Annotated in this window: 8 protein-coding genes; all 8 read right to left on the reverse strand. The window is 34.2% G+C overall.

Translation table 11 applies throughout. The features are described from left to right. Positions 1–158 precede the first annotated feature (158 nt). The 8 genes from ORI89_RS08080 to ORI89_RS08115 all read right to left on the reverse strand — a co-directional run bounded on the left by ORI89_RS08080 (position 159) and on the right by ORI89_RS08115 (position 13,235). Positions 159–1,883: a RagB/SusD family nutrient uptake outer membrane protein gene (locus ORI89_RS08080; RefSeq protein ID WP_268229953.1), complete on the reverse strand. Its 1,725-nt coding sequence runs from the start codon at positions 1,881–1,883 to the stop codon at positions 159–161. Positions 1,884–1,891: 8 nt separating this feature from the next. Then, positions 1,892–5,191: a SusC/RagA family TonB-linked outer membrane protein gene (locus ORI89_RS08085; RefSeq protein ID WP_268229954.1), complete on the reverse strand. Its 3,300-nt coding sequence runs from the start codon at positions 5,189–5,191 to the stop codon at positions 1,892–1,894. A gap of 476 nt (positions 5,192–5,667) precedes the next feature. Beyond that, entirely contained in the window at positions 5,668–6,693 is a 1,026-nt protein-coding gene (locus ORI89_RS08090; RefSeq protein ID WP_268229955.1) for a dihydrodipicolinate synthase family protein, read from the reverse strand. 35 nt (positions 6,694–6,728) lie between these two features. Continuing rightward, positions 6,729–7,751, reverse strand: a complete 1,023-nt coding sequence (locus tag ORI89_RS08095; RefSeq protein ID WP_268229956.1) for an NAD-dependent epimerase/dehydratase family protein — start codon at positions 7,749–7,751, stop codon at positions 6,729–6,731. Position 7,752: 1 nt separating this feature from the next. Continuing rightward, a complete protein-coding gene (locus tag ORI89_RS08100; RefSeq protein ID WP_268229957.1) occupies positions 7,753–8,955 on the reverse strand; it encodes an NRAMP family divalent metal transporter in 1,203 nt (400 codons plus the stop codon). A 5-nt stretch (positions 8,956–8,960) separates the two neighbouring features. Further along, complete coding sequence (locus ORI89_RS08105; RefSeq protein ID WP_268229958.1) at positions 8,961–10,481, reverse strand: PQQ-dependent sugar dehydrogenase; 1,521 nt, start codon at positions 10,479–10,481, stop codon at positions 8,961–8,963. Continuing rightward, positions 10,478–11,764 carry an acetylxylan esterase gene (locus tag ORI89_RS08110; protein ID WP_268229959.1) on the reverse strand — a complete coding sequence of 429 codons (1,287 nt, stop codon included), beginning with the start codon at positions 11,762–11,764 and terminating at the stop codon, positions 10,478–10,480. The genes ORI89_RS08105 and ORI89_RS08110 overlap by 4 nt, the downstream gene beginning before the upstream one ends. Positions 11,765–12,176: 412 nt before the next feature. After that, on the reverse strand, positions 12,177–13,235 hold the full coding sequence (locus ORI89_RS08115) for a LacI family DNA-binding transcriptional regulator (RefSeq protein ID WP_268229960.1): 1,059 nt from the start codon (positions 13,233–13,235) through the stop codon (positions 12,177–12,179). Positions 13,236–13,356: the final 121 nt, after the last annotated feature.

The following is a 13,356-nucleotide window of genomic DNA, read 5'->3' on the forward strand; positions in this document are numbered from 1 at the left end:
ACAAATTTATTTCTCTTCATTATATACTATATTCCTACAACTTCATTTAATAGTAGCTAGTTTCAAATAGTTGAAGTACAAAATATTCAAGGTTTGTTAAAATGATTTATTTACTGATAATCTATATCAGTAAATAAATCATTTTCCTCACACAATCATCATTTTTTCCAACCAGGATTTTGCGTTAGCTTATTGTTCAACACAATTTGACTTTCAGGAATGCAGTCTAAATAATCTCTATCTAATTGAAATCCGTAACCTGAAGGAATTGCCTTTTGATATGGATCCATAAAGCCTTCTTGATCTTCATAAAAAGGGTTCTTTGCTATTTGACTTGCCAAAAAGCCTTTTGGTCGCTTACCTACAATCAACTCTTTCGCCGCTGCCCAACGTGCGATATCATTCCAACGAAACCCCTCTCCTAAAAGTTCAATTCTACGCTCTCTTCTAATTTCATTTATAAGAGGAGATAGAGTTGGAAAATGCCAGTTAGGATCTATTGCTATTGAAGCAATATCAATATTAGGCATACCAACACGCTCCCGTAATAGCTTAATAGTTTTATCAACATCAGCCTGTACGATAGACCCTAGCTCAGCTTTTGCTTCAACATAATTCAATAAAACTTCTGCATAGCGAAACAAAATAGATGGAGTTTCTTCATATTGTTGTACATGATAAATCACCTGAGGATCATACCCTTTCTGGAGAATATATCCGGTAGGAGCATTATGATCTGCGTTACTATTTAACTTTGAATACACGATAGACCAATTATCAGTGCCAGCATTCGCATATACCTTCCATATCTGATCGGGAGATGCTACAGTTTGCCTAAAACGTAAATCTCGATTTTCCATTTCTGCAGTAATGTTAGTATACCCCTGAAACAATGTATTTCCAGCAATAGACTTTCCATCAATACATAAATAATCGTCAATGGCACTTTTTGCTACAGATTTTCCCAATGGTAGAGACATTCGAAAATTACGATCATTAGTAAAACTACCATCGCCTCGTGACAAGTTATTATCATATTTTCGCCAGAACATAACTTCACTATTTGCTGAGTAGTCTCTTTGAATAAATAAGTTCTTATAGTCTATTTCAGGATTTCCCGTATTATAAATCGAGTACAGTCCTGACTCCATAATCTTACCTGCCGCCTCTACTGCTTTAGTCAAGTATTTGTTTGGGTCTGCATTTTGAACAGCAAACTCAGTCCCTTTATGATATTTTTGCCAAGTTCCTTCATATAATGCTACACGGCTTTGCATTAATAATGCTATCCATTTATTAACCCTTTCGTACCCATTAGTTCTCTCTCCTGACAAATACATTGCAGCTGTATCCAAGCATGCAATAATACGATCAGCAACAATATCTCGGGATGTCCGCTCATTATATAATTCGGGCGAACTCGTACCTAAATCAATATCTAACCATTGTATATCGCCATAACTTTTCAAAAGATTAAAATAAGCCACTGCTTTAAAATAATAAGCTTCTCCTACATACTGCTTATAACTATCAAAGGGGTGTAAGTCCTCAATTTTTTTATAGTGTGTCATAAAATAATTCACACTTCTAATATTTCCAAACCCTATACTTCCAGTAGTAATAATAGGTCGAGTTCCTTGTAAGCGAACATTAGGCGTAGCTCCTACTAAGTCATCACTATCATAATCATTACCATGGTTAGCATATTTTGGAAAAAAAGTCGCATTATAAAACTGATTCACATACGTCTCTAAATGTTCAGGTTTCTCAAAAAACATCTCTGATGCCACCTGATCCAAAGGAGGCCGTTCCAAAAAGCTATCATTACAAGCTGCTAACAAACACAATGAGATAAAGCCTATAAATATTTTTAAAGTTTTCATAACCATCATTAATTTAATGTAATATTAACACCAAAAGAAAAAACCTTACTCATTGGATAAATCACACCATTTGTAAGATATCCTCCTTCTCGACTATCTGAAGCCATAGCAGTTTCCGGATCAAATACTTTATCCAATCCTGAAAACGTCAATAGATTTTCTCCCGAAAAATATACTCTCGCCTTACTAAAAATATTTTTTGTTACTGATTGTGGAATGGTATAACCTATCTGCAAGTTTTTCAAGCGTATATACCCTGCATTTTGCAAATAGCGATCTTGCACCTGCCTATTCTTATTCGTCTCTGGAGTAAAATAGGGTTTTGGTAAATAAGCGTCTGTATTGGGGCCTAATATATTTGTTTCATCAGCTGGGCGCCAATAGTCTAATGCAGGAGAATGTCTATAAAGACCTGATGATGCCCACGCTCCTGTCGTACCCCAGAATAGCGGAGAACTTGCTTCTGGGTAGAACTCCCTTTTCAAAATGCCTTGCCAAAACATATTAAAATCTATACCTTTCCAACTGGCGCCTAAATTTATACCAACATTATAACGTGGACTTTTATTCCCGATTACTTTTAAGTCTCCCCGTTCACTCAAAGTCCGACTTCCTTCATCAATAGTACCATCACCACTTAAGTCTTTATACTGAATATCTCCTGGTCTCCAATCTTTATGATATCTAGATTGGTCAGCCATATTTTTCGCTTGTTCTGCAGTTTGAATGATGCCCTCGGTTTCAAACCCCCAAATTTCACCATATTTTTTTCCTGCATACCAAGTATCAAATCTTTCTGTAAGATTTAAATATCTTGTAATTGTTGTTCTACTATCTCCGAGAGCTAACTTCACATTGTAATTAAACTCTGACCCTATCTTATCATTCCATCCCAGTACTAGCTCAAACCCTTTTGTCGACAAATCAGCATTATTTGTTACAGGTGTACCTGTTCCTAATAAAAATGGCAAGTCATATGCTGCTCCTAACATATCGTAGGTTCTTCTGTCATACCAATCAAAACTTAGATCTAAACGAGAGTTTAACAACCTAGTTTCTACACCGAAATTCAATGTTGTTATTGTCTCCCAAGTTATATCATCACTAATTAAAGCAGGAACATTAGCATATTGCGGACGTTTATTTCCCATAATCCAGGGACCTTCTCCTACAATCCCCAATTTATCATAGAATAAATGGTTGGCTATATTCTGATTTCCTAAAGACCCGTACGAAACTCGCACCTTAAAGTATTCTAAATAAGGAGAAATAGGTTTCCAAAAATCCTCTTTTGAAACGGTGTATCCAACGGATGCAGAAGGGAAAAAACCGAATCTTTTTTCTTTTGGAAAGCGAGAGGAACCGCTATACCTTCCACTTAGTTCAACTAAATATTTCTCATCATAGTTATAGTTTAAGCGCCCAAAAACACCACGATTAGACCAATCGGCCATATTGTCTGTAGCAATCACCCCTCCTAATGATGTTTTAATAGAGGGATAATTATCTACCACAGGAGACGTCCCAGTGGCAGATAAGCCTGTTGTTAATGCTTCCTCTTGCTCATAACCAGCCATTACATTAAAGTAATGTTTATCCAATTGCTGCTCATAAGAAGATACTAAGTTTAAAATTTTATAAACATATTCTGAATAAGCAGATGTATAGACTGACTCTGGCTTACCGATATTTCCCAAAGAACCATCGCCTAACTCCACCATTACTGGCTTAGGATTTGCACTAGCTTTAGTATTTCTAATATTATAATTATAATTAAACACTGTTTTCCAGCCTTTAACCGGTTCCAATTCTGCACCAATATTTGCTAAAAAATCACTTCTTTTACTTTTATCTCTTCCTGAATCCTCCAACAAACGTACTAGTGGACTTTGTACAGTACCGTTAATATTATAATGAGGCATCATTGGCGCAAACATTAACATTTCTCTAAAGGTATGCTCTCGTCCTACAGTAGTCTCTCCCATAGGGTAGTCTGTATCAGATTGAGCCCATTTTAAACTTGAATTTATACGTAACCAATCTGTAACTTCTGTTGAAAGATTCGATAATAAATTATATCTTCTATAATGGTCATGACCAAATGCGTATGTACCATTTTGCTTAGTATACCCTGCTGACAAAAAATATTGAGTCTTTGCTGAACCTCCTGAGACATTAATGTTATGTTTATGACTGATTGAGTTATTTCCCATTAACAAATGAGGCCAGTCATTATTAGCATTACCATTTCTTCGTCCTGCCCAAATATTATCTATTGGATTATCAGGGTCGTACTCATATGGAAATGTCCCATCTAAGTACCCTTTTATCCGTTCCATCTGTTCATCACTATAAACTGGAGCTAAGCCAGCATTAGCATTTGCCTGATTATAAACAGTTGCCCAGGTGTAAGAATCAATAAAATGAGGTAGACGAAGAAGAGAGTTTAAAGAAAAATTATTTGAATAACTAACTTGCGTATTGTCAGACTGCTTTCCTTTTTTTGTTGTAATAAGAACTACACCATACGGCGCACGAGACCCATATACTGCAGCAGCAGAAGCATCTTTAAGTACGGATACACTCTCTACGGTTTCTGGGTCCACACTATTAATATCTACTTCAACACCATCAACCAATACTAAAGGCGAACTATTGCCATTCAATGAGCCAACACCTCTTATATTCCACCCACTTGCAGCCCCAGGCTCACCTCCACGCATTCCCATATTGATATTCATATTAGGAGAAGCTCCTTTTATTAGATCTGATACATTAGCTGACGGCCGATTAGTTAATGCCTCTCCAGACACAACATCAACGGCAGCAGTCATATGTGATCTTTTTTGTGTACCATAACCTACAACTACAACTTCATCTAAAGTCGCTTCGTCCTGTTCTAAAACAATATCGAATGATAGTGTGTTTCCAATAGCTATTTTTTGACTCTTATAACCAACATAGCTGATGGAAAGAAAATCAGAGTTTTTTAAATCTGAATTAGAAAAATTAAAAACTCCCTTTTCGTTAGTAGTTTGGCTCACTTGTATTCTTTCTACCCTAATAGTAGCTCCCACAATTGGTTCTCCATTTGAATTTTTTACTATTCCCCCTATAGACTTTTGAATTTCTAGGTCTTTATAAAACCCTAACTTTTCCTGCTTAGAAAATGGGGAAGCCTTAACATTACCTCCTACTACACATGCAAATAAGCTTATCCCCATAACCTTTAATAAAGAATGCAATCGGCTACGACTCCGGGCTCTTTCCAGAAATGGTAAAGAAACATGAACTTTTCTTTTTATCATAATTAGTTTATTTTATGTTACTCAATTTTTTATCTATTTAGCTATCACAATACTATTTATTAAAGTTTGTAACGCTACTATTATCAGTAACTCATCATACTTACGCTTATTAAACACTTTCGTTAACGTAAACGATCTAAAAGAATACATACAGAATAAATAATAAGAAAATCTATTCCGTACCATTTCTATTCATCATTTAAAAGTCGAATACTTAACTAAAAACTGCACAAGACAACTCGTTTACGTTACCGAAAAAAGTCTTGTACTACTTAATTAAAAGTTAGACATTTAAAAATAAGTCCTGCTACTATCGATTTATAATATTTGCAATATAATATACTTTTTTTATTATTTAAAATAAAAGCAAAATTATTTTATGTATTAGCTGCTAATTCCTGGTTCTTAAATACAACCTTTGAAATAACCAAGTACAACAAAAATAAACAGTTCTTCTCTTCGCAGTTTATTTTATACTATCTCCTCTCTAACAAAAATTCGGTTACAAAATCATTATCATTTAGCCATGGATAATCACGCTCTATTCGGTTCAATTCATCAAACTGACCTAGAGATAATATTTCCTCGGGATTTAAACACCAAATTCCTTTCATTAGTCCTTGACGTCTCAAAACTTCATGAATTCCTGGTATACAACCCTTAAAATCATTTGCGACATCAAATATAATAGCATTAGCGTCCGTTGTTTGATTGGCTAAAATCTGTAATTCACGCCATTTTTCTATTGTCGGCTTTTCTTTAAAACTTTTTACTTCTCTTATCAGCTCTACGGCTTTCCTAGTCCACACAGCCCAATGTCCTAAAAGTCCTCCTTTAAATTGTACTTCTTCTTGCTTCCCATTTACATCAAACCTATACACTGCCAATAAATCATTTATAATATTGTCATCATTACCAGTATACAATGCGATGTCTTCTTTCCTAGATGAATATGCGATTGCTCTTACAACATCGAGTGTCTGATACCTATTAAAAGATGCACACTTTATAGCCTCAACATTCTTAATTTCGACAAACTTAGTCCAAAAATCGTAACTAAAAACACGACCTCCAACAGAAGGTTGTAAATAAAACCCAAATACAGGAATCACCTGAGCAACTGCTTCTGTCCGTTCAAGAATTTCTTCCTCTGTCGCATTATGCAATCCTCCCATACTTAACAATCCCATATCATAACCATATGATACGGCTATTTTAGCTTCTTCTATAGCTTGTTCTATTGGTCCACATATACCAGCTATTTTTAAGAAAGGTCTCTCCAGTTTTTTCTCTGCTATAACATTAGCCGTTACTTCTAAAACTTTTTCAAATAAATTATGTTGCGGATCCCTAATCTCAAACTGTGTCGAATGAACTCCCACTGCAACACCACCAGCTCCACTAGCTATATAATATTCAGTTAATAATCGCTGATTATCTTCATCAAAATGTCTGTGTTCATCCAAACACAAAGGATGAGCAGGAAGGACTATACCTTCCATTAAATATGCCTTTAACTTTTTATCCAACATTTGCATTAAAACTTCCCCTTTCTTTCTTGAAAACTAGTATTCTTTCCAAATTCATCTCCATTATTCAATATCCACTGAGCAGTAATTTCTATAACATCCATAATTGTCACTTTCGGATAGCCGAATATTTTATGACATTCCGAAGCATTATTTAATAATGCTGTACTTTCTGGCTCCCCTTCAAAAATTGGTTTTATTCCCATTTTTTCTCCTAGCCTTTCAGCTATCCACTTCACCGATAAAATCTCAGGTCCGGTAACATTCAAAACCTTTGCGGGGCTTTCTACATGCAGCAAACTCCTTATAGCAATTTCATTAGCGTCATGTTGCCAAATAACATTTACATTATTTGTCTGTAGATTTACACTCTCTCCTCTAAATACTTTTTTTCCGATTTCATGCACAACTCCATACCTAAAATCCACAGCGTAGTTTAATCGATATAATAATATGGGAGTTTGATTCTTCTTACTGAAATAGGTAAATATTCTTTCTCTTCCCAAAGTACTTTGGGCATATTCCCCGATTGGTTCAGGGGCGGTATGTTCATCCACTCCCCCCGATGTAACATTCACAAAAGGCAATACGTTACCGGAAGACAAGGCAACAATACGTGATGCTTTAAATTTTTCCGCTATACGACCAGGCAAATAAGTATTCATAGCCCAAGTGAAATCTTCATTTCCAACAGCACCAAACTTAAACCCTGCTAAATAAATGATATTTTTCACCTCAGGTAAACTTTGCAGATCTTCCTCATCCAACAAATCACACACAATAGTTTCGACTCCAATATTTTGCAAATATTTCTTTCCATCTTTATTAGAAAAGCGGGAAACACCATAAACTTTACGTGAAACATTAAGTTCTTTCAAACCATCTATTAAAAGCTTAGCCATACTTGGCCCCATTTTCCCTCCTATTCCCAAAAACATAAAATCACCATCTAGACGGGCAAGATCTCTTAAAAAAACATCAGAGGGTTGCGTATATTGCTTCTCCAACTCTACTAATAATTTATTCTTCATTTTATTTTAAAAACATATCGTAAACATTCGCTACCATTAACACAATTATCACCGTTAAGCCCAGAGCTCCTCCCCACTTATAAAAGTTACTATTAACATATTCTCCCATTACCTTTTTACTATTAGCAATCCAAAAGATAGACACGCCTATAAAAGGCACTAAAAAAATAGTTACACTTTGTGCTAACACAATCAATTCCAAAGGAAGTTTGCCGAAAGAAATTGCAACAATACATCCCAAAATCATAACAATAGATATTAAAACTTTCGTTTTCTTAGAATCCATACTACTCCCCAAACCTAATGCATCACTCAATAGAACCCCTCCTACTGTAGCATTTCCAACCAAAGAAGAAAAGGAAGCTCCAAATAATCCTACAAAAAACAACGAACTTGCATATTTTCCAAAAAGAGGTTCCAAGGCTTTCCCCATTTCAGCAGCACCATTTACGTGAATATTCTTTGGAAATAAAACTGCGGCGGCACAAACTAAAACAGATGCACTCATAAAACCCAACAAAACTACTCCCGTAAACGCTCCCCGTTCCGAGTTTTTGATACTCATACCTTCATTACCAGTTTTCTTTCGTTCTTGAATAAGATAAGTTTGATAAAACGCTCCAACAAGAGAAAAACAAGAAGCAGTAAAAGCTATAATTAACCCTACAGATCCGTCTGGAATGGATGGGATAAACCCTTTAAAGAGTAATAGAAAATTTATTTCCGCCAAAAACAAGGTCGCTATAAAACAACCCAACATCAGTAATACTAAAGTAATCATCAACTTCTCCATTACTTTATAAAATGAAGGAAAGAACAATAATGCAATTCCTAAAACAGTAAATAAAATAATCCATATATCCATTGATGTATTCGTAGCTTCCGCTATTGCAATTCCTACCCCTATGCTATTACCCGCCTGAAAAGAAGTTGCTACAAAAAAAATACCTACTCCTATCATTACACCTATTGTCTTATTAAAATGCTCCTTAATCAACGTTAATAAAGACTTGTTGTGAATTACGCCTATACGCGAACACATAGACGTATAAATCCCCATGAAAAATAATGCGACTATCACTATCCACATTAAAGAATATTCGTAATCTGCCCCCATTTTAGAAGTGATAGTCATTTTACTTGGCCCAAAAACAACTGCAGCAGTAATAACGCCTGGCCCTAAAATATTTAAGATTTTCTTCATAGTTTCTAATTGATTTTCATTCTCATTTTATTAACATCTACGGTATCAATAACACTGTAATTATTACCGAGTCCTGTCCTGATATAATTAGAGATAGCTGTTATTTCACTATTCGACAAAAAACTAAAAGAAGGCATTTCTTGATCGTATACATCTCCATTTACTTCAATTGGGCCTTTTAGACCTTTCAAAACAACCTCTAAAAACTTGTTTTTACTTTCTACTGTAGCTGTTTGAACAAGTGGTGGAAAATATTTTCGAACTCCCATTCCATCATCTTTATGACAGGATGCACAATAAGATTTGTAAAGAACTTTTCCATTACTCTTATTCTCTATTATATCCTCTTCTGCAGACATAAAATTATCTGGTTTAAAATCAATAACAGACAGCTTTAATATTCTATCATCATTATGCTTAGGAAAACCTTTCTGCGGATTCCAATCCCGATTACTTGTTGCTATATATATATTACCTTTTTTATCGGATGTGACAGATCGAATGCGTCCATAATAATCTTTTAAATAAACCTTCTCATCGATAATGTTAGTTTGTTCTTCATTCAACTTTAACACCCTAAAACTTTGTGTTTTCAATGTAACTAAGAGAAGACTATTATCCCACTCAGGCAACAAAGAATTACGATAATATTTCATTCCTGCTGGAGCTATAACAGGTGTCCAAGCCTTGATAGGCTCGGTCATATTTCTTCTTCTTGCTATTTCAATTTCATGAGGTTTATCATGATACCCTTCTATCTCTCTCCAACCATAATTATGCAAAGGCTGAATATAATTTACTTCATCCTCAATTGCATCTCCATGCTCTGAGGCCATTATTTTCCCATTTGAGGTTACCGTTAACCCTTGAATATTCCTAAAGCCCCATGCATAAACATAAGAATTCGTTAATGGATTGTCTTTAGGTATACTGCCGTCATCTTTCATTCGTAAAATCTTACCATTTAATGTTGTTGAATCCTGCGAATCTGTTAACGACAATGCATCTCCAGTTGCCCAATATAAATACCCTTCCAAATCAAATGTTAATCTCGATCCATTATGCCCCAAAGCACCTGGTATACGCAATAATACATCAGATTGTACTACTTTTCTTTTTTCCAACTTAAGCTTCACCAATTCACTATAATATTTTCCTTCTTCCTCAGTCGTATAACAAGCGTATAAATAAGGCTTATTTCTAAAATTAGGATGAATAGCTAGCCCTAATAGTCCCATAGTTCGTTTATGAAATACATTAGGCACTCTATAAATTAGATTTTTAGTATTAGTTTTTAAATCCAACTCAAATATACTGCCTTTGATTTCTGTAAAAAAAATCGAATTACTTCCCTCATTATACTGTATATCCCATGGCACGTCCAAGCTATCTTGAATTTCACTGATCCCGATATACGATTTATCAGAAACTTTTATAAAATCTATATATTTCTCTTTATTGTCATGCTCACAACCAATTAGAAGGGCCAATGGTATCAGAATCAATAATACTCTTATTATACTCATATTACTTTAAAATAATCGGTTATAAAATCATAAACTGCCATAATTTGGCTTGGATGATTCGCATGTGCTACATCAGCTAGTACATACTTTCTCCTTTCTGAAACTATCGTATTATACGCTGCATAAATCGTAGTTGCTGGGGTTACATCGTCAATTAAGCCCCAAGTCATAAAAACCGGTACCTTAATAGCTTTTACAAAATTTACCACATCATAATAAGGTATCACCTGTTCCCTGGAAGCATATACCCACTCATCTGTAATATTCTTAAGTGGTTGAGGCCATCCTGAAGGTTCATCAAACATGGAACCATTCGTTTGACATAGAGCCGGGCAGTAAACAGCGACCGCTTTTATTCTCTCGTCTAAACCTGTTACTATCAAACTCAATGCTCCCCCTTGAGAAGACCCACTAACAACTATTTTTTCACTATCTACCTCGTCTAAAGTCTCTAAAAAATCCAAAGCTCGTACACATCCTTTAATAACTCGATTGAAATAATAAGTATCTTTTGACTGTAAATTAAAATAAGGATATCCATTCAAAGCCCCTTTAGCTAATGCACTATACAAACCTGGGTCTGAATTTATAGGAATACCATGCACACCTAACTGTAGAGTAATAATATTTGCCTCCGCAAATTTCATATTTGCACTATAAGGTCTAACTCCAGCACCTGGATAAATGACCACAACAGGCATTTTTGTATTTTTATCGCTTTGCTTAGGTATAGTTAGAACTCCATAAAAACGAGATCCATCTTTATCAACTACATAGTTAACGTAATACACGTCGACCGTTTCAGAAGACAAATCCACAGCTTGTATTATCTTTGAATCTAAAGCAACCTCTTGTATACCCTCCAATTGTCTCTTCCAAAATGAAGCAAAGTCAATAGGATAAATAGTTGTTCTACGTAAATTATCAGAATCAATTACAGCGCCTATTTCTTTAATAATCACTTCAGAATCTATCTCTATACTAGCTTTTATACGTAAAACTTGAGCTAAATCAGTTGGAAGAATATTAACTATAGTCCTTTTATTAAAAATATAACCTTCCAAAACTTTCCCATCATTTTCTCCTTCCTTCCCATACATCAACTTATATTGTTTCCCTTTTAATACAGAAAATGCCGTCTCATCTGCTATTATTTCTACAGTAATACTATCATGCAACTTATACTCATTTTTACCACCCGCCAATCTCAGGTCAAATGTAATCTGACTATAACAAAAATTATAAAAAACGCAAGACAAGAATAATATACTAAGCTTTTTCATATGTCTATAATTACTTCATGAGCTATCACGCTCGGTTTATCTTTTATCTGATTAGTTTATTGTCAAATAATCAGAAAGGTTTTCCATCTTATTATTACTCATCCTTGCGCCTCCTTTACGATATAAATATTTCAATAATATTTTTCATATCAGTAAAAAAACACATTTGAACTTCTTCTCTTCAACATTTAAAATGTTGATAATAAAACGTATTAATGTTTTAAAACAGCAGAAGAAAATCATTGCGTAAACGTTACCGTAAATTCTTGTTTTTTTATTAGAATCACATTAATTTTCAAAAAAAAGAATTGATCTTTACTTAGATTTATATCGTCTTAAATCGCATTACTTCTTAAGACTGCTTTTAACAATACAATTATAAATATAAAAAATAGTTTTTACTAATTTTTATCTAATTTTCGTAAAATAAATAATTTTCTATAGTTAATATGTCTATCGGCATAGATTTTATATCTGCCGGTTTTTCCTTTAACAAAAAGTAATTATACAAGTATTCTATCGCCAAATACCCCTGCTTATCAGGCCTTTGACAAATTAAAAAATCGACTACTCCTTTTGCTAAATAATCAACATTCGATGGCAAAAAATCGAATCCAATAATATGAGGTTTTACAAAGTCAGGTCTTTCATGAAAAAATTGCCCAACTACTGACACCCTTGAATTGGTTACAAATATTAAATCGGGCACTATTTCCTCAACAAGATTACTTAATTCTCTCGATACATCATTATAATCGTTATGATGTATATCTCTTAGAACAATATCAAAATTCCGACCCAAATTCTCCAGATATTTCGTGTAACCTTCAATTTTGGTATTTAAATATTTATAGTTCTGTAAACCTTTACCCACATTTAAAATTAAAAGTTTTGATTCATCTTGAACAAGATAAGAAGTCAAATTTCCTGCTAAACGTCCAGTGCTATATAAGTCTGGCCCTACATATCCTAAAGATGATGAGTTGGGTATATCTGAATTAATAAAAATAGTCTGTAAGCCATTTTGCTTACACCTATCAACAAAGCATCTTGTTTCCTCTATAAATATTGGCGCTACTACAACTGCATTAAATTTCGTTTCAAACACGGTATCCGCTGCCTTATTAAATGTACTAACATCTTCCTGATCATACAAAAAAACATCTATATTTATACCAAACGAACTAAATTCATCAATTCCTTTATTAATTCCTGTTAAACATAACTCCCAGTATCCAGTTTGTTGGGAAGTTCGAGGAATTAATACAGCAATGCTAAGATTATTCTTTACAGAAAGCGACCTTGCGTACATGTTAGGTCGATAATTATTTTCTTTAATTATTTTTTGGATCTTTTCTCTCGTTACATCGGATACATCTTTCCTATTATTCAAAACCCGATCTACTGTGGCAATGGAAACATTGGCTAGTTTAGCAATATCTTTGATACCGAACTTTTTCTTCTCACTCATATAATTTTAACAACAAAAATAAAGATAGTGGACAGAACTAAAGTAGTAAAATAATCTAACATTTACCGATGCGACTTTATTTCGAAGAAATATATAAAAATAAAAAAGGAGCTTTACAGCT

The organism is Sphingobacterium sp. UT-1RO-CII-1, from assembly GCF_026711005.1.
GTDB lineage: Bacteria > Bacteroidota > Bacteroidia > Sphingobacteriales > Sphingobacteriaceae > Sphingobacterium.

Coding starts and splice junctions, on each gene's coding strand:
- ORI89_RS08105 (WP_268229958.1), bottom strand. CDS start 10,481: ATGAGTATAATAAGAGTATTATTGATTCTGATACCATTGGCCCTTCTA.
- ORI89_RS08090 (WP_268229955.1), bottom strand. CDS start 6,693: ATGGAAGGTATAGTCCTTCCTGCTCATCCTTTGTGTTTGGATGAACAC.
- ORI89_RS08115 (WP_268229960.1), bottom strand. CDS start 13,235: ATGAGTGAGAAGAAAAAGTTCGGTATCAAAGATATTGCTAAACTAGCC.
- ORI89_RS08080 (WP_268229953.1), bottom strand. CDS start 1,883: ATGAAAACTTTAAAAATATTTATAGGCTTTATCTCATTGTGTTTGTTA.
- ORI89_RS08100 (WP_268229957.1), bottom strand. CDS start 8,955: ATGAAGAAAATCTTAAATATTTTAGGGCCAGGCGTTATTACTGCTGCA.
- ORI89_RS08110 (WP_268229959.1), bottom strand. CDS start 11,764: ATGAAAAAGCTTAGTATATTATTCTTGTCTTGCGTTTTTTATAATTTT.
- ORI89_RS08085 (WP_268229954.1), bottom strand. CDS start 5,191: ATGATAAAAAGAAAAGTTCATGTTTCTTTACCATTTCTGGAAAGAGCC.
- ORI89_RS08095 (WP_268229956.1), bottom strand. CDS start 7,751: ATGAAGAATAAATTATTAGTAGAGTTGGAGAAGCAATATACGCAACCC.